The following is a 21,523-nucleotide window of genomic DNA, read 5'->3' on the forward strand; positions in this document are numbered from 1 at the left end:
AACGAGATCATCACCGGTCTCATCGGCGTCGTCCTGATCGGCTGGTCCTTCTGGTCCTCCGTCCGCCGCAACCGCGCCCTGGCCGCGGCCGAGGGAGAGACGGGCTCGGACGAGAAGACCGAGGTCCCGTCCGGGGTGTGACCGGCTCCCCGGTGAGGAACGCTCTGTGCGGGGCGGCCGTCGAGGACGAGTCCTCGGGCCGCCCCGCCGGTTTTTGTCAGGACACTTGGGGGCGGGAATGGGCTTCTTCGACGGACTGCGGCCCGGACGGGCCGCCGACTTCGACTCGGGCAACGCGGCGACCAACGCGATCGAGCTGACCAAACGGCACAGCAGCGTCTCCCTCACCCGGCAGGACGCCGCCACCGGACACCTGCGCATCAACCTGACCTGGCGGATGCGCACCTCCGACATCGGCGGCGTCCACCGGGAGAGCCTGCTGCGGCACCCCTTCAAGGCCCTGCGGCCGCCGGAGGTCATGGGACACAGCCAGAGCATGGTCAACGTCGACCTCGACCTCGGCTGCCTGTACGAACTGACGGACGGCACCAGGGGCGTCGTACAGCCGCTGGGCGGCCTCCTCGGCGACGTCAACTCCCCGCCGTACGTGAAGCTCAGCGGGGACGACCGGTTCGGGTCGGCGTCCGGGGAGACGATCTACGTCAACCTCGACCACCGCGACGCCATCAAGCGGCTGCTGGTGTTCGTCTACATCTACGACCAGACGCCGGCGTTCGACCGTACGCACGCGATCGTCACGCTGTACCCGAGCAACGGGCCGCGGATCGAGATAGGCCTCGACGAACGGCACCCGCAGGCCCGTTCGTGCGCCGTGGTGATGATCGAGAACGTGAAGGGGGAGATGCTGGTGCGGCGCGAGGTGAAGTTCGTGTACGGCTTCCAGGCGGAGCTGGACCGGCTGTACGGGTGGGGGCTGCAGTGGGGGCGGGGCTACAAGACGAAGGTCGAGCGGTAGCCCCTTACGCGCGGTCCCGGGCGGTCGTGCTACCGCCCGATGAACTGCGGTCCCTGCGGCGGCATGCGGAACTCCCGGGCCGGGGCCGCGGCCGTCGCCCGGGCCGCGTCCGGATAGCCGTAGCCGTATGTCGGGAGGTTGGCCGGGTAGCCGTAGGAGGCGGGCGGCTGCTGGGGCACGGCGGTGGTCGGCTGCTCCGGCGGAAGCGGCTGCGAGAGGCTCGGCGTGGGCTCGGGGGCGTGGGCGGCCGCCTCCTCCGCCTCGTCGACCGAGATGCCGAAATCGGTCGCCAGGCCCTTCAGGCCGTTGGAATAGCCCTCGCCGAGAGCGCGGAACTTCCAGCCCGTGCCGCGGCGGTAGAGCTCGCCGCAGATCAGCGCCGTCTCCTCGCCCGTCTCCGGGCGGATGTCGAACGTGGCGAGGGGCTCGCCGTCGGTGACGGCCGCGTCGTACAGCAGGATGCTGAGGGCGCGTACGCGGTCGAACGTGACGCCGTCCGCCGAAGCGACCAGGAGAATCTGACCGACGCCGGACTCGACACCGGCCAGATCCGCCTGGATGGTGTCGGTGAGACCGTCGGCGCTCCGCTTCTTGCCGAGGCGCCAGACCTTCCCCGAGGGGTGCCGGGGCTGGTTGTAGAAGACGAAGTCCTCGTCGGAGCGCACACGACCGTCGGGGCCGAGGAGCAGCGCGGAGGCGTCGACGTCCGGGACCCCCTGCCCGGGTGTCCAGCGCAGCACGGCGCGCACCGTGGTGGCTTTCAGCGGGACGTTCGACCCCTTCAGCATCGCGTGCGTCATGCGGCCATCCTGCCCTCTCCGTTCTGCTCACGACAACGTGGGGTACACGGGGTCCGGCCCGGCCGGCGCGGGTCCGCCGGTCCGTGCCGGTCGTCGTTACCTGAAGTTCATGACCGGTGGGAACCCTGGACATGGGTATCTACGTACTATTACCGGCCACCTCTTGCCGAAATCCATCGCCTTGCCTTGTGCCACGGGGGAGTTAAATGCGTCATTTCGGGCACCTCGCCCCTGCGGTGCGAGAGCGTCTCTTCCACCGCCAGCCGTGCGTCTTCGACACGGACTCGTCGGCCCGACTGCTCTCCGCGGCCCTCGGGGCCACGCTCTACAGCCCGGCCACCCGGCCCCGGCTGGCCGACGACATCCTCAAGCAGGCCGCCCGGGGCGTGGTGTCCATGGTGCTGTGCCTGGAGGACTCGATCGGTGACGAGGACGTCGCCGAGGGTGAGGAGAACCTCGTCCGGCAGTTCGCCGACCTCGCGGGGCGTCCGGACGCGGAGCCGCCGCTGCTCTTCATCCGGGTGCGCACGCCCGAGCAGATCCCCGACCTGGTCCGGCGCCTCGGACCGACCGTACGGCTGCTGAGCGGGTTCGTGTTCCCCAAGTTCACCGAGGAGCGCGGCATCCCGTTCCTGGAGGCGCTGACGGGCGCCGAGGTGGCGAGCGAGCGGCGGCTGTTCGCGATGCCCGTGCTGGAGACGCCCGAGCTGATGTACCGGGAGTCGCGGGTGGACGCCCTGGAGGGCATCGCCCGCGCCGTCGAGAAGTACCGCAGCCGGGTCCTCGCGCTGCGCCTGGGCGTGACCGACTTCTGCTCCTCGTACGGTCTGCGCCGCGCCCCCGACATGACCGCCTACGACGTGCAGATCGTCGCCTCCGTGATCGCCGACGTGGTGAACATGCTGGGGCGGGCCGACGGCAGCGGCTTCACGGTGACCGGGCCGGTGTGGGAGTACTTCCGGGTCCCGGAGCGCATGTTCAAGCCGATGCTGCGGCACAGCCCCTTCCTGGAGGGACAGGCCGTGGAGCTGCGTGAGAAGCTGATCGAGCACGCGATGGACGGGCTGTTGCGCGAGATCTCGCTCGACCACGCCAACGGCCTGCTGGGCAAGACCTGCATCCACCCCTCGCACGTCCCCGCGGTCCACGCCCTGTCCGTCGTCAGTCACGAGGAGTACAGCGACGCGGCGGACATCCTGCGGCCGGAACGCGGCGGCGGGGGAGTGCTGAGGTCGGCGTACACGAACAAGATGAACGAGGTGAAACCGCACCGCGCCTGGGCCGAGCGGACCATGCTGCGCGCGGAGGTCTTCGGCGTCGCGCACGAGGACGTGAGCTTCGTCGACCTGCTCGCCGCGGGCCTCCCCGGCTGAACCGCCGAGCGCCGGCGCCGCGCACCGCCGTACGGCGGCCCGCGGCGCACCGCCGCACGGCGACCGCCCGCATCGCCCACGACACACCGCCTACGACATAGGGACGCATGAACAACGCAGTGAACAACGGGGTCTGGTCCGGGAGCTGGGTCGCCGAGCGGCTCGGGGTCCGGCTCGCGGGCGACGACGAGCTGACGGACCTGCTGGGGCTGGCGCTGCGCCGCAACCCCAAGCGGGCGCACCTGCTCGTCTCCCACGTCCTGGGCAAGCACGTGCCGCAGTCCCCGTCCGTGGTCTACGGCTACGGCTTCGCCCTGGGCCGCCGGGTGCGCGACCTGCTGGGCGAGGAGGCCGCCACGGCCGTCGTCCTCGGGTACGCGGAGACCGCCACCGGCCTCGGCCACTCCGTCGCCGACGGCGTCGGCTCGGCCCCCTACCTGCACTCCACCCGCCGTCCCGTCCCCGGCGTCGCCCGGGCCGGCGGCTTCGAGGAGTCCCACTCGCACGCCACGTCCCACCTGCTGCTGCCGGAGGACCCGGCGCTGCTGGTCGGCGACGGCCCGCTGGTCCTGGTCGACGACGAGTTCTCCACCGGCAACACCGTCCTGAACACCATCCGCGACCTCCACGAGAGCTACCCGCGGCGCCGCTACGTCATCGTCGCCCTGGTCGACATGCGCTCGGCCGCCGACGCGGGCCGGCTGGCGGAGTTCGCCCGCGAGATCGGCGCCCGCGTCGACCTGGTGGCCGCCGCCTCGGGCACGGTGACCCTGCCGGAGGACGTCCTGGAGAAGGGGCGGGAACTGGTCGCGCGGCACGAGACGCCGCAGGGCCCGGCCCCCGAGCCGTACGGCCGGGTCACCCGCGTCGACCTGTGCTGGCCCCGCGGGCTGCCCGACGGCGGCCGGCACGGGTTCACGCCCGGCCACCGGGCCCGGCTGGAGCGGGCGCTGCCCGCGATGGCCGCCCGGCTCGCCGAGGCGCTGCCGGCCGGGGCGCACCGCGTGCTGGTCCTCGGCTTCGAGGAGCTGATGTACGCGCCGCTGCGGCTGGCGCGCGAGCTGGAGCAGCTCGTCGCGGCCGAGGTGCGCTACTCCACCACCACCCGCTCGCCCGTGCTCGCCGTCGACGACCCCGGCTACGCGATACGCAGCCGCATCGTCTTCCCCGCGCACGACGACCCGGCCGACGGCCCCGGCGAGCGCTACGCCTACAACGTCGCGGGCGGCGGCTTCGACACGATCGTCGCCGTCGTGGACTCCGTGGCCGACACCGGCGCGCTGCACGCCCCCGGCGGGCTCCTGGACCGGCTCGCCGCCCACACCCCGCACGTCGTCCTCGCGGTCGTGCCCTCGTACGTCCCCGAACCGCTGTACGCCGCCGCCCTGCCTGGAGAGAGATCCGCCATGCTGCCCGAACCCCTCCGCGGTCCCGCCTTCTCCTCGTACGCGCCGGAGGAGGTCGGCTGGCTGCTCCAGGACCTCTCGGACGTGACGCTGGAGGCGCCGACCGAGGAGCGGGAGGAGGCCATCCAGAGCGGCGGCGCGCACTACGCCGAGTCGCTGCCGGTGGAGTACCAGCCCAGCGACCGGTACCAGGAGCTGTTCCACGCGGCGCTGGAGACCTCGGCGGCCCGGCTCGCGCAGGCCGTCGGCGTCGTCACCGAGACCGTGATCGCCGAGCGGTCGCCCCGGCCCGTCCTCGTCTCCCTGGCCCGGGCCGGCACCCCCGTCGGCGTGCTGATGCGCCGCTGGGCGCTGCACCGGCACGGCCTCGACCTGGCGCACTACGCCGTCTCCATCGTCCGCGGCCGGGGCATCGACGCCAACGCGCTGCGCTGGCTGGCCGCGCACCACGACCCGCGCGACGTCGTCTTCGTCGACGGCTGGACCGGCAAGGGCGCGATCACCCGGGAACTGGCCGAGGCCATCGAGGAGTTCGAGGCCCGGGGCGGCGCGTCCGGCTTCGACCCGGAGATCGCGGTGCTGGCCGACCCGGGCTCCTGCGTGCGCACCTACGGCACCCGGGAGGACTTCCTCATCCCCTCCGCCTGCCTCAACTCCACGGTGTCGGGCCTGATATCCCGCACGGTGCTGCGCGCCGACCTGGTCGGCCCGGACGACTTCCACGGCGCGAAGTTCTACCGCGAACTCGCCGGGGCGGACGTCTCGAACGCCTTCCTGGACGCCGTCTCCGCCCGCTTCCCCGAGGTGGCGGACGCGGTCGACGGCGCGGTGAAGGAACTGCTCGCGAGCGACCGCACGCCCACCTGGGAAGGCTGGGCGGCGGTGGAGCGCATCAGCGAGGAGTACGGCATCCACGACGTGAACCTGGTCAAGCCGGGCGTCGGCGAGACCACCCGGGTGCTGCTGCGCCGGGTGCCGTGGAAGATCCTGGCGCGGGCCGGCGCCGGCCCCGACCTGGACCACGTCCGGCTGCTGGCCGGGCAGCGAGGGGTGCCGGTGGAGGAGGTCGGCGACCTGCCGTACACCTGCGTGGGGCTGATCCACCCCCAGTACACGCGCGGCGCGACCGGCGCCGACGGCAAGGCGGTGGCGGTCTGATGCCGGTGATGGTGGCGAGCGACCTCGACCGTACGCTCATCTACTCCGCGGCGGCCCTCGCGCTGACCATGCCGGACGCGCGGGCGCCCCGGCTGCTGTGCGTGGAGGTGCACGAGAGCCGCCCGCTGTCGTACCTCACGGAGACGGCGGCCCGGCTGCTCACCGACCTCGGGGACGCGGCGGTGTTCGTGCCGACGACCACCCGGACGCGCAAGCAGTACCTGCGGATCAACCTGCCGGGCCCGGCGCCGGCGTACGCCGTCTGCGCGAACGGCGGCCACCTGCTGGTCGACGGCGTGTCGGACCCGGACTGGCACGCGGCCGTGACCGCGCGGCTGGCCGACGAGTGCGCGCCGCTCGCGGAGGTGCAGGCCCATCTGGCGGCCTTCGCCGACCCGCTCTGGCTGCGCAAACAGCGCGTCGCCGACGACCTGTTCGCCTACCTCGTCGTGGAGCGCGAGCTGCTGCCCGAGGAGTGGGTGAAGGAGCTGGCGGTCTGGGCGGAGAACCGCGGCTGGACGGTCTCCCTCCAGGGCCGCAAGATCTACGCCGTGCCGAAGCCGCTGACCAAGAGCGCGGCGGTGCGCGAGGTGGCCCGACGCACCGGCGCGGAGCTGACGCTCGCGGCGGGCGACTCCCTCCTCGACGCCGACCTGCTCCTGGCGGCGGACCGGGGCTGGCGCCCCGGCCACGGCGAACTCGCCGACGCCGCCTGGACGGCCCCGCACATCACGGCCCTGCCCGAACGGGGCGTGCTGGCGGGGGAGCGCATCCTGCGGGAGTTCCTGAGGACGGCCCGCGGGCAGTAGCCGCAGGCCACGGCGCCCCCGCGCCGGCGCCGGGGCGTCCGCGGTCCCGGCCCTCCGCGGCGTCAGCCGCAGCAGCCCCCGCCGCAGCAGCCGCCCCCGCCCCCGCCGCCGGCCCCGGGGGCGGGCGCGGAAACGGTGCCGCCTACAGCTACCGTGGACAGCAGCTTGACCGTGTCGTCGTGCCCGGCCGGGCAGGCGGCGGGAGCGGAGGACTCGGCCATGGGACGGCTCAGTTCGAAGGTGTCGCCGCAGGTCCGGCAACGGTACTCGTAGCGTGGCATGGCGACAGGTTAAACGGCGGATGCGGCGGCACGGCTCTCATCGGTTCGATGGTGTTCGCATCTGTCGACTTCTTATGTGGAGAGTTTGCGAAGGGCGCTGGTAATTTGAGAGCGCCGCGATGAACCGCGAGGTCGGGGGATTCAGGGTTTGCAGCCGCCTCAACGGCAACCATGTCAGACCCTCGTACGTCTGTACGTCTGCCTACGCGTGCCATACCGAGGGCGGAGGGAGACATCGTGACCCAGGCGGGGCAGGGGGAGGAGCCCCAGGAACCGGACGCCACCATGCAGTTGAAGGTCCCGGCCGCTTTCACGGCGGACGAGACCATGCAACTGCGGGTGCCCGAAGGGGGCATACCGGGCAGTCGGGAGACACCGGCGACGCCGGAGAACAGGCGCAAGGGACGCAAGGCGCCCCGTCCTTCCTTCTCCTCCCGGATCTCCGCCGCCGTCGGCCCCCGTCTCGCCCTCCTGGTCGCCGCCCTCGCTCCGCTGGTCGCACGTGTCACGCCGTACGCCCGCCGGATGCGGCCGCAGTACCCGCGGCCGGGGCGCTCCGGCTGGCGGCGCTGGATACCGTCCTGGCGGCAGTGGCTCGGGGGCGTGCTGGCCTCCATAGGCCTCAGCGGCCTGTTCCTGGTCGTCGCCTACGCGGCCACCGACATCCCCGACAACCTCAACACGTACGCCACCCAGCAGGACAACGTGTACTTCTGGGCCGACGGCACGCCCATGGCCCGCACCGGCTGGGTCCAGCGGCAGGCGATGCCGCTGGAGGACATCCCCGAGGACGTCCGCTGGGCCGTCCTCGCCGCGGAGAACGCGAGCTTCTACAGCGACCCCGGCGTCTCCTTCAAGGGCATCAGCCGCGCCCTGTTCCGCACGCTCGGCCAGGGCGACACCCAGGGCGGCTCCACCATCACCCAGCAGTACGTCAAGAACGTCTACCTCAACCAGAACCAGACCCTGCGCCGCAAGTTCACCGAGGCGATGATCGCCCTCAAGCTCGACAACCAGATGAGCAAGGACGAGATCCTCGAGGGCTACCTCAACACCAGCTGGTTCGGCCGCGGCACCTACGGCATCCAGCGCGCCGCCCAGGCCTACTACGGCAAGGACGTCAGCGAACTCGACGCCAGCGAGGCCGCGTTCCTCGCCGGCCTCCTCAAGGGCGCCGGCCTGTACGACCCGACCCTGAACAGCGCCAACCGGGCCCGGGCCGTGGAGCGCTGGTCCTGGACCCTCGACCGGATGGTCGAGATCGGCAAGCTGTCGAAGGCCGAGCGGGCCACGTACACGAAGTTCCCCGAGCCGCTGAAGAACAACCCGCTGTACGACACCGGTGAGCAGAGCGACTACCTGGTCGAGGTCGCCGCGCAGTACGCCAAGAAGGCCGCCGACATCTCCGACAAGGACTTCGACCTGGGCGGCTACCAGATCTACACGACCTTCGACAAGAAGCGGGAGACCCAGCTCACCGACGCCGTCACCAAGGCCCGCGGCAAGGCCCTCGAGGACGACCCGAAGAACGCGAAGAACGCCCACTACGGCGCCGCCTCGGTGACCGCCGACGGCCGGATCCTCGCCGTCTACGGCGGCCCCGACCACCGGACGCAGGGCTACAACGAGTCCAACGCCACCACCGTCCCCGCCGGTTCGGCGTTCCTGCCGTTCGTGTACGCGGCCGGCCTGGAGCACGGCGTCCACAAGACCCGCGACGGGGAGGCGACCGAGGTCACCGGGGAGTCCCTGTACGACGGCGACGACGACATACCGGTGACCACCCCGGAGGGGCCGTACTGGGACCGCGGCGGCAAGAAGGTCACCGGCAGCAACGACGGCGACAAGTCGTACGGCCGGATCTCGCTGCACCGGGCGCTGGAGCTGTCGGTGAACACGCCGTTCATGCAACTCGGCATGGACACGGGCCTGGACAAGGTGCGCGCCACCGCCGAGGCGTCCGGACTGCTGTCCTCCAGCCTCGGCGCCCAGGTGCCCGCCCTGTCCCTGGGCAGTGCCACGCCCAGTGCCATCCGCATGGCCAGCGGCTACTCCACCTTCGCCGCGGCCGGCAAGCACACCGAGCCGTACTCGGTGCGGCAGATCACCCACAACGGCACCAAGGTCGCCCTGGACGTGCCCGAATCGACCCGGGCGTTCGGCGCCGACGTGGCCGAGGAGGTCACCTCCGCGCTCACCGACTCCTTCCGCACCGCCCACCCCGACGCCGCGCCCGCCTCGGCCGCGGTGGCGGGGAAGGCCGGGACCACGCAGAACGACACCGCCGCCTGGTACGTCGGCACCCACAAGTCCGTCTCCACGGCGGTCGTCGTCTACCGCATCGACCTCGCCAAGAGCCTCGAACCGCTGCCGCTGGAGGGCATCGCCGGCACCGCCGACGACAGCGTCCCCTACGGCATATGGTCCCGGGCCATGAGCCCGCTCGGCTGACCACCGACGGGCCCCGCCGTCCTCAACCGCTGGGAGAATGAGCCGCACATGAAGTCACCGTCGGGCCGCCGCCGCAAGGCCCGGGAGCAACGCCGGACCGCCGCCTTCCATCCGGGGTTCCTGACCCTGGCGGCGTTCCTCGTCGTCGCCTCCCTGACGGCGGGCTACCTGGTGCTGAACCGGACGGACAACACCGCGCCCACCGCCTCGTCCTCGGGGGACGGCAAGAACGCGTCGGCGCAGGCGACCAAGGAGCCGGAGTGGGACGGCAAGACCAAGGTCCTGGGGGACGGCTCCACCTCGTACACCGGCCCGCAGGAGGGCCGGCTGAAGGCCGAACCGCTCAAGCCCGGTGAGAAGCCGCCCCAGTTCGTCGTCTTCTCCTGGGACGGCGCCCTGAGCGGCGACGACGAACTCTTCCAGCACTACCGGGAGATGGCCGAGCAGTACAACGCCCACATGACCTTCTTCCTCACGGGCATCTACCTGCTGCCCAAGAGCAAGGCGGACCTGTACTCGCCGCCCCAGCACCCCAAGGGCAGCGCGGCGATCAGCTTCCCCACCGACGAGCACATCCGCACCACGCTGGAGCAGCTCGGCGAGGCCTGGAAGGAGGGCAACGAGATCGGCACCCACTTCAACGGCCACTTCTGCGGCGCGAAGGGCGGCGGCGACTGGAGCGTCGAGGAGTGGAAGAGCGAGATCGACCAGTTCTTCGCGTTCGTGGAGAACTGGAAGACCAACACCGGCTACACCGACATGGACCCGCTGCCCTTCGACTTCAAGAAGGAGGTCGTCGGCGGCCGGGCGCCCTGCCTGGAGGGCCAGGAGAACCTGGTCAAGGCGGCCAAGAGCTACGGCTGGCGCTACGACGCGTCCTCCCCGGGCGCCTTCCAGATCTGGCCGGCGAAGAAGGACGGCCTGTGGGACTTCCCGCTCCAGGGACTCCCGTACGACGGCGGCGACGTCCAGGCCCTGTCCATGGACTTCAACTTCCTCTACAACCAGACCGGCGGCGAGACCGAGGGCGACCCCGCCAAGCAGCCCGAGTGGCAGCAGCAGACCATCGACGCCTACATGGCGGGCTTCAACCGCGTCTACTACGGCAGCCGTGCCCCGCTGTTCATCGGCAACCACTTCGAGCAGTGGAACGGCGGCATCTACATGAACGCCGTCGACCACGTCATCGAGAACGTGTGCACCAAGAAGGACGTCAAGTGCGTGTCCTTCAAGGAACTGGCCGACTGGATGGACGTGCAGAAGCCCGAGACGCTGGAGCGGCTGCGCACCCTGGACCCGGCGCAGAGCCCGGACTGGAAGACCGTCGTGAAGTGACGCGGGCGGGGCGGAGGGCCGCGGCAATGACGTTCCAGTAACATCCCCGGATCGCTGCGGCATCCCCCTTCACAGCCGCCGCACACGGCGTGCGAAGATGCGCTACCCCGGCATCCCTCCGCCGGGGCAAGAGGGGAAACATCAGTGAAGTCAAGGAAATTGAGCCGTACGCGCCGCCGTGCCGCCATACTCGGGGCGGCCGCCACCTCCGTCGTGGCGGGAGTGGCACTCCTCCCCAACTGGAGCGCGGGCGCCGCGGTCGTCGACGACCCCAAGGTGGACGCGAGGACCAAGGCCACCTTCCAGCGGCTGGCGGACGCGGTCTTCACCGACCGCACCGACGCCCTGGTCACCGGTGAGCAGGGTGACCGCGACAAGCCGCTGACCGACGGCTTCTCCGGCGACGTCAAGCTGTCCGCCGGCACCGCCCGCACCGAGGACGCCGCTCTGTCCTCGCTGGGGCAGCGCAAGGACAAGCTGGCGAAGGCCGGCGAGAAGTACAGCAAGGCCAGCACCACCGTCACCCTGAACGCCACGCGCGTGACGGGCCGCACGGCCAAGGCCGCGGTCACCGAGACCACGACCCTGACCTACGCGAACGCCACCGGCAGCCAGCCGAGGACCACCGGCTTCCAGGCCCGGCACGAGCTGACCTTCAAGGCCGACCGGCACGGCGACTGGCAGCTCACCGACATCCGGGACACCGACCAGGGCGGCCTCGCGGTGAACACGCTGTCCAAGCCGACCCCCGTCAAGGCGACCACCACCGTCGACGACACCATGCCGAACGCGCCGCGCGCGGCGACGACCCGCAATCCGGCGGCCGCCCCGAAGACCGGCACCACGTACGACTACAAGGCCATGGCGGCCTACGCCGAGAAGTACTGGAACGTCTACAACACGGACTACCCGGACTTCAACGGCCACGGCGCCGGCGGCGACTGCACCAACTTCGTCAGCCAGGCCCTGAAGGCGGGCGGCTGGAAGCACGTGCCCGGCTACGTGTACGACTACACGAAGTGGTTCGGCAACGCCGACATCCAGTCGGACTCGTTCATCGGCGTCAACGAGTGGTCCTGGTTCGCCCAGAACTCCAAGCGGACGACCTCGCTGGCGAACGTCTACCAGCTCGAGGTCGGCGACGTCCTGCAGATGGACTTCGACCGGGACGGGTCCAAGGACCACACGATGATCGTCACGTACAAGAGCAACGGCGTCCCGTACGTGACCTACCACTCCAACAACACCCTCCGCAGGTCGGTGGCGAGCCTGGTCGCGTCGTACCCGACCGCGTACTACTACGCCTACCGCACCTGATCCGGTGACGACGGGGGCGACGAGGGGGGCCAGTTCTCCCTGAGCTCCCGGTGGCGGTCCCGTTCGTCCACCGCGTCGGGATGGCGGGCCCGCCAGTAGGGATTGTCGTGCGGCAGGGCCGATCCGACCCTGCCGTACATCCCGAAGACCATCAGCAGGATCCCGATCACGAAGCTGAGCATGCAGTTCTGGATCTGGAAGGCCAGGAAGTTGTAGTCCGTCTCCAGCAGGGCCATGTTCAGGAAGCCGCTGAGGATGAACAGCACCCCCAGGATCATGTTCAGCGTCGACGCGAAGTTCCCGCCGATCACCATGCCCACGAACAGCAGCAGCCCCACGGCGACCGACAGCCAGCTGAGCGCGCCGTTGGTGTTCAGGGCCCAGACGGTGTCGCCGCCGGTGTCGAAGAAGCCGATCCTGTCGATGATCCCGAAGATGCCGAAGACCACCAGCCCGGCGCCCATGAGGCCGGCACCGATCCGGTAGACCCTGTTCAGCCGGTGGTCTACGGGAAGGTGCTCGTCGAACCTGATCCGCCGTCGTTGCTTCGCGTGGAGTGCCTGGCTGGCCATCGTCGCCTCCCTGGGGGTGTGACATGCCGACGAGCCGTCCGTACCTCTCAATATCCGCCCGGTCCGGCCGGACGGCAACGGAGAGCCCGGCCGACGGCGCCGGGGCGGCCGGCGACCGTCCGGGGCGGGCCCGGGCCCGATCCGGCACCCGATCCGGCGCGCGGGCCCTACTGCGGGCCGGCCGCCGCCCCGCGCTCCTCGCGGATCCGGGCCACCACGTCGGCCACCGTGTGCCGTACGGCCTCCGTCTCCGTCAGGAAGTGCCAGTAGTCGGGGTGGCGGCCCTCCAGGCCGGTGACCGCCCGCTCCAGGCGGGCCACGGAGTCGTCCAGGGGGCGCGCGTGCCGCGGGTCGGGGGTGTTGCGGCCCGCCATCGCCAGCCGCTGCGCGTCCCGGATCGCGAACCGGGTCCGGTCGATCTCCTGCCGCGGGTCCTTCTGCACGGCGTTCAGCCGGGTCAGCCGGTCCGCGGCGGCCGAGACGGCCTCGTCGGTGGAGTTCAGCAGGGCGCGCGCCGTCGACAGCAGCGCGGTGGCGTCCGGCCAGCGCTGCGCGTCCCGCGCGGACCGCGCCTCGCCCAGTTTCGCCTCGGCCTGCCGTATGTGCTCCGCGGCCTGCTCGGGGACGTGCTGGAGGTCCTGCCAGCAGGCCGCCGTGAACCGCCGGCGCAGCTCGCTCAGCACCGGCTCGACCTGCCCGGCCCGGGTCGTCAGCGCTTGCGCGCGCGTGCGCAGCGACACCAGCCGGCGGTCGATCTCCGCGGCCCGCTCCGGCAGCCGCTCGGCCTCCGCGCGGACCGCCTCGGCCTCCCGGGAGACCCGCTCGGCCCGCTCCAGCGTCTGCGGCACGCCGTGCTGCCCCGCGCCCTGGTTGAGCCTGGTCAGCTCGGGCGCCAGCGCCGCCAGCCGGGCCGCGAGGCCGTCGGCCCTCAGCCCCGTGCCCCGTACGGCGTCCAGCGCGTTCGACGCGGCCAGCAGCGCCTGCCGGGCCCGTTCCACGGCGGGCGCCAGCCGGGCCAGCCGGGTCTCCGCCTTCCCCAGCAGCGGCCCGAGCCCCTCGGCGAACCGGTCCAGCTCCCGCTTGACGCCGACCAGTTCGTCCTTGGCCCGGGTCAGCCGGGTGCGCGCCTGTGCGGCGGCCGAGGCCTCCAGGTCGTCCCGGTCGAGGTCGTGGGCGTCGACCGCGTCGATGTACCGGCGGCTGACCTCGTCGATGCGGCGGCCGACCGCCGCGAAGTCGGCGACCGCGCGCCGGGCGGCCGGGGAGTCGTCGACGGCCGTGATGGTCTCGATCGAGATCCGCAGGTCCCGCTGCGCGGTGTCCAGTTCGTAGAACGCGGCCGCCGCGGCGTCCTTCGCGGCCTGCGCCTCGGCCCGCTGGCTCTCCGAGCGTCCGCCGAACCAGCGCCGGGTGCCGCCGCCGGCGAAGGCGGCGGGCAGCACGAGGACGGCGGCCAACGGGACGGCGGCCACGAGGGTGAGGGTGTCCGCGAGCGCCCGCAGGCGTGCGCGCGGTACCGACGGCGAGTACGGCTGCGCTGGTGTCGCCGTCACATCCCTCTCCCGTGCCGTGATCGACCCTGCCCGGTGTCATTCTCCCACCGGTCGAGGACGAAGACACGGGCCGGTCGGTTCGCGTTCCGCGGAGCGCAGGACCGGTGGCCGGGGTGGTCGTCGTCCGCGGGGGCGCGGGCGGGAACGGCCCCCGGGAGGAGGGCGACCGCGATCGGGTTTGCGGGGCAGTGCCCCGGGCCATGTAGGCTGTCGAATCGTCCTGGGTGCGTAGCTCAGGGGTAGAGCGCCTGCCTTACAAGCAGGATGTCGGCGGTTCGAAACCGTCCGCGCCCACCAGGAGACACGAGAGGGCCCCCGGAGAGATCCGGGGGCCCTCTTCTCGCGCAGGGGCGAAGCGGGCGGGCGGGACGTGCGGCGGCGGACCGCGCCCGGGGCCGCGGACCGGCCCCCTCGGCGCGACGGGCCGACGGCTAGCCCTCCTCCTCGGCGGGCGGGGTCTCGTCCACGTGCTTGAGCCGCATACGGGCCTCCACCCGGTCCGCGGCCGAGACCTCCGCCCAGAAGCGGTGGCCGCTCACGAACACCGCGAGCTCGTGCTCCCGCTGCCGCAGCTTCTCCACCTCGGCCTGCTCGTCGGCCGTCCAGCCGGGGGAGGCGGGGCGCTCCACCTTGCGCCAGCCGCCGTCGTCGCTGAAGCCGTCCAGGGGCTCGACCGACCAGGGGAGCCGCTTGAGCAGGGCCGACAACTCGGCCCGCACTTGGTGCAACTCCTGCTGGCCGGCGCGCAGGTCGCTCGGGAAGTCATAGGTCGTACCCACGCGGCAATGGTACGCCTGTTCGAATTTGAGTGGCGAGTTGCTCGAGGTGGTTCATGCGTTCGGGTGAAGCCGTCGCCGGTGTCGCTGTCAGACCCGCGTCCTACGGTGGCGGCATGGATCTCACAGGTGGGGAACGGGTGCGGCTGGTGCCCTGGGCGGAGGACGACTTCTGGCTGCTGCGGCGGACCAACAGCCCCGAGATGACCGAACATCTCGGCGGCCCGGAGAGCGAGGAGGCGCTCGCCGACCGCCATCGGCGGTACGTCGCGCTGGACGACGGGTGCATGTACCGGGTCACGCTCGCCGACGGCGGGGAGACCGTCGGCTCGATCGGCTACTGGGAGCGCGCGTGGCGGGGCGGCACGGTCTGGGAGACCGGCTGGGGGATCCTGCCCGGGTTCCAGGGGCGGGGACTCGCCGCGCGGGCCGCCCGGGAGCTCGTCGGGATCGTCCGGCGGGCCGGCGGCCACCCGGCCCTGCACGCCTTCCCCGGCGCGGACCACGCCGCGTCCAACGGGGTCTGCCGCAAGGCCGGGTTCACCCTGCTCGGCCAGGTCGACTTCGAGTACCCGAAGGGGCACTGGATCAAGTCCAACGACTGGTACGTGGACCTGGGCGCCGACGGGACCTAGTCGCCTAGTGCCCGGCGTCCCTCAACTCCCCGACGAGGTTCGCCGTCACCGGCACCGGCACCCCGTGCCGTTCGGCGGCCCGCAGCAACGCCCCGCCGATCGCGTCGAGTTCGAGGGGCCGGCCCGCCTCGGCGTCGCGTTGCATCGACGACTTCATGGCGGGCGGGAAGGCGTCGTACCGGGCGAGCGCCTGCGCCGGGTCGGCGGGGGCGCCGCAGGCGCGGCTGACGGCGGCCGTCTCCTCCACCACGGCGGTGAGCTCGTCCCGGTGGCGGGTGCGGACCTCGCCCAGGGGGAGGGCGTACCGGGTGGTGAGCAGCGCGAGGGGCGCCAGGAAGGACATCTTCGCCCAGAGCACGGCCGTCTCGTCCGGCAGGACGCGGGTGGCCGGGCCGGCCGCGGAGAGGGCCTGCGCGAGGGCGTCCAGGCGGGGGCGGGCGACCGGGTCGCCGGTGAGGTCGATCTCCGCGAAGGGACTGGCGTGTTCGATCACGCCGGGGGCGACGCGGGTCGACTCGACGCGGATGACGGCCGGGGCGACCAGGTCCGCGCGGTGGCGCGCCCGCAGCGCCGCCGGGTGCTCCACGCCGTTCAGGAACGGCACGAGCAGGGCCTCCCCGAGCGCCGGGGCGGGCAGGCGGGTGAGGGCCGCGTCGAGCGTCGTGTGCTTGACGGCGATCAGCACCGCGTCGACGGGGGCGCGGAGTTCCGTGTCCGCGTCGACCGAGGCCGTGAACGCGCCGAACCGCCCGCTGCGGACGCGGATCCCGGCGCTGCGCAGATGCGCCGCCGTCTCGTCGCCGGCCAGGCAGATCACCTGGTGGCCGGCGCGGGCCAGCAGCGCGGCGAGGAGGCCGCCGACGCCTCCGGGGCCGAGGACGGCCAGCGTGAGTCTGTCATTCGCCATGGTGGGTGTTCCTCTCGTCGGTCGGCCCCGGTGCGGTGGCCGCCTCAGGGGTGATCATGGCAGCGGGAGGCGCGCGGGGGGAAGGGGCGACGGACGGGCCGCGGCGGGGCCAGACTGGGGTCATGTGCCGCAGCATCAAGACCCTTCGCCCGCCCGTGCTGGCCGAGGAGGCCACCGGGGACGAGATCCGGGCCGCCGCCCTCCAGTACGTGCGCAAGGTGTCCGGCTTCCGGGCGCCCGCCGCACACAACCGGGAGGTGTTCGAGCAGGCGGTCGAGACCATCACCCTGGCCACGGCCGAGCTGCTGGCCGGACTGGAGGTCCGGGGAACCGCGGCACGGAAGACGTGAGGCGCCCCGCGGGGCCGAGCGGCCGGGCCCCGCGTGCCGGCGCCGGGCGGGGCGGTTCGGCCCGTCCGGTGGGTGGGGCGGGGCCGTTCAGGCCGAGCGGGGGGCCGGAGGTGGGATTCCCGGGAGTTGCCGCGGGGGCCGGCCCGCGCGCCGGTGCCGGGCGGGGCGGTTCGGCCCGTCCGGCGGGTGGGGGCGGGTCGTTGAGGCCGATTCGGGGGTGCGGGGCGGAATCCCCGGGGGTCGCCGCGGGGGTCGGCCCGCGCGCCGGTGCCGGGTGGGGTGCTCAGGCCGGCCGGGGGCCGGGGGCGGAGCCCCCGGAGCGCGGCGTCACGCCGGCTACGCCGGCTGGCGGCGCATCAGGTACGCCGCTGCCGCGCCCGCGCCGAAGAGCGCCATGACCGACACCCCCGTGGCCAGCCAGGTCGCGCCCAGCCAGTGCGCGCCGAAGTAGCCGAGGGCGACGCTGTAGCCGGCCCAGGAGAGGCCGGCCAGGGCGGACCAGGGGAGGAAGTCGCGGGCGCGGCGGTGGGCGGCGCCGGCGATGAGGGAGACGACCGAGCGGCCGGCGGGGGCGAAGCGGGCCAGCACGACCAGGGCGCCGCCGCCCCGCGCCAGGGCCCCGCCGAGCCGCTCCTGCGCGGTGGTCAGGCGCCGGGAACGGGAGATGGCGCGGTCCAGCCGTGCGCCGCCGCGCCGGGCCAGCCGGTAGGCCGCCAGGTCGCCCAGCACCGACGCGGTGGCCGCGGAGAGTATCAGCGCCAGGATGTCCGGGACCTGGTGCGCGACCAGCCCGGTCGCGGCGCCCGAGCCCGCGGCCGCCGCCGTGGCCGCCGTGATGACGAGCACCCCGCTCGGCAGCACCGGCAGGAACACGTCGAGCAGCACCGACAGGGCCACCAGCGCATAGATCCACGGGGCGCCGATCAACGCCCCCACACTCTCGAACACCGCGGACTCCCCGTGTCTCCCCCGTGCGGCCTGACCGTGCCGCGGTGTCGCGGGGGAGCGGCAGGTGCGGCCAATGACAGCCATACAGCGTACGCCGAGAGTGTGACAGGGGATTCACCGGGGGCTCGTGTGTTCGGCACGGCACGTTCACGAGTCGGCCGCGCGACCGGAGGGGGCGCCCTCCCCGGGCCGGCGAGCCGGCCGGGAGGGCGCCCCCTCGGTGGAGCGACGGCTCAGACCGTCACCGTGGCCTCGCGGGCCGCCGGCTCCCGCCGCTCCGCCGCGCGGCGGCCGAACAGCCGGTCCAGGCCCAGCGCGCCCGACCCGGTGAAGACCAGCAGCAGGAGGGCCCAGCAGAACATCGCGGAGGCCTCGCCGCCGTTCTCCATGGGCCACAGCGCCTCCGGCTGGTGGACCTTGAAGTAGGCGTACGCCATGGAGCCCGAGGCGAGGAACGCGGCGGCGCGGGTGCCGAGGCCGAGCAGGACGAGGCTGCCGCAGACCAGCTGGATCGCGGCCGCGTACCAGCCCGGCCAGGCGCCGGTGTCGACGGTGCCGCCGTTCGTGCCGGCGGCGCCGCCGAGGACGCCGAAGAGCGAGGCGGCGCCGTGGCAGGCGAAGAGCAGTCCGACGACGATGCGGAACAGGCCGATCGCGTACGGCTGCGCGGTGGCGAGACGAGCGGACATGTGGGGGGACTCCTTCGGTGTCGGTCGTGCGGCCGGTCCTGGGGAGGGACCGGCCGGTGGGGGCGGCGGTACCGAATGAGCGACCACGGTAGGCGGAGCCGACCAATGCTTGCAAGTTCAACATTTGGCCATGGCTTGGTCTCGCCCAGGGGCCCCGCGTCCGTCGCCGCAGCAGGTGGCGCCGCTCCCGCCGCCGCGCCGGCGCCCGACGGCATGACCGGATCCGCACCCGTACGGCCGCCCGCGGCCGTCGCCCCGGGCACGCTCTGCGCGCGCGGACCGACGGGCCGTCAGCGGACGCCCCCGCGGCCCGCCTTCCCGCCCCCGCGGACCGTCCGTCCCTCCGTGCCCCGGTCCCCACGCCGTCCGCCCCTCCGGGCCCCGGCCCCCCCGTCGGCCGGACCCGGCCCCGGGCCGCCCCCTCAGGAGGTCAGGTCGGACTCCTCCACGGCCGCCAGCCCGCCCTCCGCCCGCGCCTGCTCGAGCCGCAGCCGGACCGAACGCCCGCGCACCGTCAGCGTCATGAGCTGGTTGCCGTACCAGGGGCCGCCGGTCTTGCGCCAGTCCACGACCGGCCGCGGGCAGCGCCCGTGCCGCGCCAGCCGGCGTCCGAGGGCGCGGGCCACGGCGCTCCAGCCGAACCGGAAGCCGGCCCGGATCGACAGGGGGACGGAGTTGTGGACGGGGGAACACGTCAGTTGCAGCACCCGCGCGTCCGGGGCGCCCGCCGGCCAGCGCGGTTCGGCCACGTAGGCGTGGTGCACGTCCCCGGAGAGCACGAGCACGCTCGCGGGCGCCTGCGGGCCCGTCCCGGCCTCGGCGAGCAGTTCGGTCAGCGCGGTGAACGAGTCGGGGAAGGCCGCCCAGTGCTCCAGGTCGGCCGCCCGGCGCACCTTCTCCCCGAACCGCGCCCACCGCGGGCCCCGCTCGCCCCGGCACAGGGCCGCGTTCCAGGCCTCGGCGTCGTGCACCAGGTGCGGCAGCAGCCAGGGCAGGGAGGTGCCGACGAGGAGGTGGTCGTACGACCCCGGCGCGTCCAGGGCCTGCTCGCGCACCCAGGCGGCCTCGCCCGCGTCGAGCATCGAGCGCTCGTCCTCCTCCAGGACGCGGGCGGCCCGCGAGTCCACCATCAGCAGCCGCACCCGCCCGAAGTCGCGCCGGTAGCTCCAGCGCACCGAGGCGGGTTCGCCGTCGGCCCGGCAGGCGAAGTCGCGCACGAGGTCGGTGGCGTCGGAGGCGTCCCGTACGGCCGCGTAGAGCGGGTCGGCGGCCAGGTCGGCGGGGGAGAGGTTCCCGAGGTGCTGGTACACCCAGTACGACATCAGACCGCTCAGGATCCGCTCGCGCCACCAGTCGGTGGCCCGCATGTCGGCCACCCACGCGGCGGAGGTGTTCCAGTCGTCGATGACGTCGTGGTCGTCGAAGATCATGCAGGTGGGCACGGTGGACAGCAGCCAGCGGATCCCGGGGTCGCGCCAGGACTCGTAGTACAGCCAGGTGTACTCCTCGTAGTCGGCGACCTGGCTGCCCGGCGGCTCGTCCGGATCGCGGCGGGCCGCGATGCGCTTCTTGGTGGCGTCCGAGGTCTCGTCGGCGTACACCTGGTCGCCGAGCAGCAGCAGGACGTCGGGCCGTTCGCCCTCCGGGGCGGCGGCGATGCGGGTGGCCAGGGCGTCCAGGGCGTCGGGGCCCACCGGGTCGGGCTCGCCGGTCGGGGGCGAAGCCCACCGGCAGGACCCGAAGGCCATCGTCACGTCCGCGTCGCCGGCCGGGGTGCGGATGACCGAGGGCGGGAAGCGCGAGTCGGGCAGCGGCCACACGCGCGCGCCGTCGAGGAACACCTCGTACGACGTGGCCGTGCCGGGCGTCAGGCCGGTCACCGGTACGAGGGCGTAGTGGTGCCCCGCCACCTGGAAGGTGCGGGCGGCGCCCGTGGAGCCGTCCGCGCAGCGCACCTCGGCGGCGCACGGACGGCTCGCCTCGACCCAGATGGTCGCGGACGAGCCGTCGGCGTATCTCAGCAGGGGTCCCAGCCGCAGTCCGGCCACGTGATCGCCTCCTCCGTCGTCCCGTACGGTACGGAACGACGGAGGCCGGCGGGAGGGTACCGCGCGGAGTCCGGGGCGGAAGAGGGGCCGGGGCCGGCTCAGCAGGCGGAGAGGTAGCTGGTGAGCGCGCTCTTCTCGGCGGAGTCGACCGAGAGGCCGTAGTAGTACTTCACCTGCACCCAGGCGCGGACGTAGGTGCAGCGGTACGCCGTGCGGGACGGCATCCAGGTGGCGGGGTCCTGGTCGCCCTTGGCCTGGTTGACGTTGTCGGTGACGGCGATGAGCTGCGGGCGGGTCAGGTCGTTGGCGAAGGCCTGACGGCGGGAGGTGGTCCAGCCGTCGGCGCCGGAGTCCCAGGCCTCGGCGAGCGGCACCAGGTGGTCGATGTCGAGGTCGGAGGCGGCGGTCCAGGTGGCGCCGTCGTACACGGAGTACCAGCTGCCGCTGGTGGCGGCGCAGGCGGAGTCGGTGACGACGCCGGAGCCGTCGCGCTTGAGGACGGTCTCGCGGGTGTTGCAGGTGCCGGACTGGGTGATCCAGTGCGGGAACAGGTCGCGGTCGTAGCCGGTGCGGTCCTCGGCGGCCACGGTGAGCGAGGCGAGGTAGGTGCGGGCGGTGGCCGCGCTGACCGGGGTGGGCAGGGCCGCGGAGGCGCTCGGGGAGTTGAAGAGGGCCGCGGAGGCTGTCAGGCCGGTGAGCGCCGCGAGTATGCTGACCCGTCGACGCGCGTAGAACTTCGACATGCGAACTCCCTTGGGGATGTGGGGCGTTGCGGTGCGAGCGGGGGAATGCTCGCGGGGCCGCGTTGCGGGGAGGTGTGTGCGCGGTAAGAAGCTAGTGACGTGTACATGACGCGACAAGGGGTGTGACGCCGCTTACGGTCCGGCCGGATCGGTGCGGGGCTCACGTACCATGGGGGACGCAGAAGGGGAGTAGCTCTTCGCCGGACCGTCGACACACTGCTCGCCCCGTCCTCGTGACGGCCGAGCCGGCGCCCGGAGGCAGGCCCGTACCGGGGCCGGCCAGCGAGACCTTCGGCAAGCAGTGCACATCCGTGCCGTACGGCGCGGATGCCATGTGTGCTGCCGTGCCGAGGCGTCCTGCGCGAAGGAGCAGCACTCTCGGCGGGGCGGCCCCGA

The 21,523-nt window shown here is 73.0% G+C and carries 19 protein-coding genes and 1 tRNA gene; 10 read left to right on the forward strand and 10 right to left on the reverse strand.

What is annotated here, in order from left to right; genetic code table 11:
* Positions 1–238: 238 nt before the first annotated feature.
* Positions 239–976 carry a Tellurium resistance gene (locus tag ACH4F6_RS28025; RefSeq protein WP_397963133.1) on the forward strand — a complete coding sequence of 246 codons (738 nt, stop codon included), beginning with the start codon at positions 239–241 and terminating at the stop codon, positions 974–976.
* 29 nt (positions 977–1,005) lie between these two features.
* Here the strand turns inward: ACH4F6_RS28025 and ACH4F6_RS28030 are convergent, their stop codons facing one another.
* On the reverse strand, positions 1,006–1,776 hold the full coding sequence (locus ACH4F6_RS28030; RefSeq protein WP_397963134.1) for a TerD family protein: 771 nt from the start codon (positions 1,774–1,776) through the stop codon (positions 1,006–1,008).
* Positions 1,777–1,982: 206 nt separating this feature from the next.
* Here ACH4F6_RS28030 and ACH4F6_RS28035 point away from each other — a divergent pair, with 206 nt between their 5' ends.
* The 3 genes from ACH4F6_RS28035 to ACH4F6_RS28045 all read left to right on the forward strand — a co-directional run bounded on the left by ACH4F6_RS28035 (position 1,983) and on the right by ACH4F6_RS28045 (position 6,522).
* Complete coding sequence (locus ACH4F6_RS28035) at positions 1,983–3,149, forward strand: HpcH/HpaI aldolase/citrate lyase family protein (protein WP_397963135.1); 1,167 nt, start codon at positions 1,983–1,985, stop codon at positions 3,147–3,149.
* A 107-nt stretch (positions 3,150–3,256) separates the two neighbouring features.
* Positions 3,257–5,713 (forward strand): phosphoribosyltransferase, encoded by a 2,457-nt coding sequence (locus ACH4F6_RS28040; protein ID WP_397963136.1) that lies wholly within the window; start codon positions 3,257–3,259, stop codon positions 5,711–5,713.
* A complete protein-coding gene (locus ACH4F6_RS28045) occupies positions 5,713–6,522 on the forward strand; it encodes an HAD family hydrolase (protein ID WP_397963137.1) in 810 nt (269 codons plus the stop codon). The genes ACH4F6_RS28040 and ACH4F6_RS28045 overlap by 1 nt, the downstream gene beginning before the upstream one ends.
* A gap of 62 nt (positions 6,523–6,584) precedes the next feature.
* Here ACH4F6_RS28045 and ACH4F6_RS28050 read toward each other — a convergent pair whose 3' ends face one another.
* Positions 6,585–6,803: a zinc ribbon domain-containing protein gene (locus tag ACH4F6_RS28050; RefSeq protein ID WP_397963138.1), complete on the reverse strand. Its 219-nt coding sequence runs from the start codon at positions 6,801–6,803 to the stop codon at positions 6,585–6,587.
* Positions 6,804–7,088: 285 nt separating this feature from the next.
* On the opposite strand from ACH4F6_RS28050, the gene ACH4F6_RS28055 reads away from it, so the two are divergent.
* The 3 genes from ACH4F6_RS28055 to ACH4F6_RS28065 all read left to right on the forward strand — a co-directional run bounded on the left by ACH4F6_RS28055 (position 7,089) and on the right by ACH4F6_RS28065 (position 11,906).
* A complete protein-coding gene (locus tag ACH4F6_RS28055; protein WP_397963341.1) occupies positions 7,089–9,254 on the forward strand; it encodes a transglycosylase domain-containing protein in 2,166 nt (721 codons plus the stop codon).
* 48 nt (positions 9,255–9,302) lie between these two features.
* Entirely contained in the window at positions 9,303–10,589 is a 1,287-nt protein-coding gene (locus tag ACH4F6_RS28060) for a hypothetical protein (RefSeq protein WP_397963139.1), read from the forward strand.
* A 159-nt stretch (positions 10,590–10,748) separates the two neighbouring features.
* Positions 10,749–11,906 (forward strand): amidase domain-containing protein, encoded by a 1,158-nt coding sequence (locus ACH4F6_RS28065; RefSeq protein WP_397963140.1) that lies wholly within the window; start codon positions 10,749–10,751, stop codon positions 11,904–11,906.
* Here the strand turns inward: ACH4F6_RS28065 and ACH4F6_RS28070 are convergent.
* Both ACH4F6_RS28070 and ACH4F6_RS28075 read right to left on the reverse strand, forming a co-directional pair.
* Entirely contained in the window at positions 11,894–12,478 is a 585-nt protein-coding gene (locus tag ACH4F6_RS28070) for a DUF4383 domain-containing protein (RefSeq protein WP_397963141.1), read from the reverse strand. The genes ACH4F6_RS28065 and ACH4F6_RS28070 overlap by 13 nt on opposite strands.
* Positions 12,479–12,645: 167 nt before the next feature.
* A complete protein-coding gene (locus ACH4F6_RS28075; RefSeq protein ID WP_397963142.1) occupies positions 12,646–14,031 on the reverse strand; it encodes a hypothetical protein in 1,386 nt (461 codons plus the stop codon).
* 222 nt (positions 14,032–14,253) lie between these two features.
* Between ACH4F6_RS28075 and ACH4F6_RS28080 the strand changes: the two genes are divergently transcribed.
* A tRNA-Val gene (locus ACH4F6_RS28080) sits at positions 14,254–14,328 on the forward strand.
* 134 nt (positions 14,329–14,462) lie between these two features.
* Here the strand turns inward: ACH4F6_RS28080 and ACH4F6_RS28085 are convergent.
* A complete protein-coding gene (locus tag ACH4F6_RS28085) occupies positions 14,463–14,810 on the reverse strand; it encodes a hypothetical protein (RefSeq protein WP_397963143.1) in 348 nt (115 codons plus the stop codon).
* Between the two features lie 113 nt (positions 14,811–14,923).
* On the opposite strand from ACH4F6_RS28085, the gene ACH4F6_RS28090 reads away from it, so the two are divergent.
* Entirely contained in the window at positions 14,924–15,442 is a 519-nt protein-coding gene (locus ACH4F6_RS28090; RefSeq protein WP_397963144.1) for a GNAT family N-acetyltransferase, read from the forward strand.
* 4 nt (positions 15,443–15,446) lie between these two features.
* On the opposite strand, the gene ACH4F6_RS28095 is transcribed toward ACH4F6_RS28090, so the two are convergent.
* The gene (locus ACH4F6_RS28095) at positions 15,447–16,349 is read right to left on the reverse strand and encodes a ketopantoate reductase family protein (protein WP_397963145.1); all 903 of its coding nucleotides are present in this window, start codon (positions 16,347–16,349) and stop codon (positions 15,447–15,449) included.
* A gap of 122 nt (positions 16,350–16,471) precedes the next feature.
* On the opposite strand from ACH4F6_RS28095, the gene ACH4F6_RS28100 reads away from it, so the two are divergent.
* Positions 16,472–16,699 carry a DUF2277 domain-containing protein gene (locus tag ACH4F6_RS28100; RefSeq protein ID WP_397963146.1) on the forward strand — a complete coding sequence of 76 codons (228 nt, stop codon included), beginning with the start codon at positions 16,472–16,474 and terminating at the stop codon, positions 16,697–16,699.
* Positions 16,700–17,035: 336 nt separating this feature from the next.
* Here ACH4F6_RS28100 and ACH4F6_RS28105 read toward each other — a convergent pair whose 3' ends face one another.
* From ACH4F6_RS28105 to ACH4F6_RS28120, 4 genes are all read right to left on the reverse strand, one after another.
* The gene (locus tag ACH4F6_RS28105; protein WP_397963147.1) at positions 17,036–17,647 is read right to left on the reverse strand and encodes a DedA family protein; all 612 of its coding nucleotides are present in this window, start codon (positions 17,645–17,647) and stop codon (positions 17,036–17,038) included.
* A 233-nt stretch (positions 17,648–17,880) separates the two neighbouring features.
* Entirely contained in the window at positions 17,881–18,336 is a 456-nt protein-coding gene (locus ACH4F6_RS28110; RefSeq protein WP_397963148.1) for a DoxX family protein, read from the reverse strand.
* Positions 18,337–18,758: 422 nt separating this feature from the next.
* Positions 18,759–20,384, reverse strand: coding sequence for an alkaline phosphatase D family protein (locus ACH4F6_RS28115; RefSeq protein WP_397963149.1), 1,626 nt, complete (start codon positions 20,382–20,384; stop codon positions 18,759–18,761).
* A gap of 98 nt (positions 20,385–20,482) precedes the next feature.
* Positions 20,483–21,127 carry an HNH endonuclease family protein gene (locus ACH4F6_RS28120; RefSeq protein ID WP_397963150.1) on the reverse strand — a complete coding sequence of 215 codons (645 nt, stop codon included), beginning with the start codon at positions 21,125–21,127 and terminating at the stop codon, positions 20,483–20,485.
* Positions 21,128–21,523 lie beyond the last annotated feature (396 nt).

This window comes from Streptomyces sp. NPDC017936 (genome assembly GCF_044328485.1).
In the GTDB taxonomy this organism is placed as follows: Bacteria; Actinomycetota; Actinomycetes; order Streptomycetales; family Streptomycetaceae; genus Streptomyces.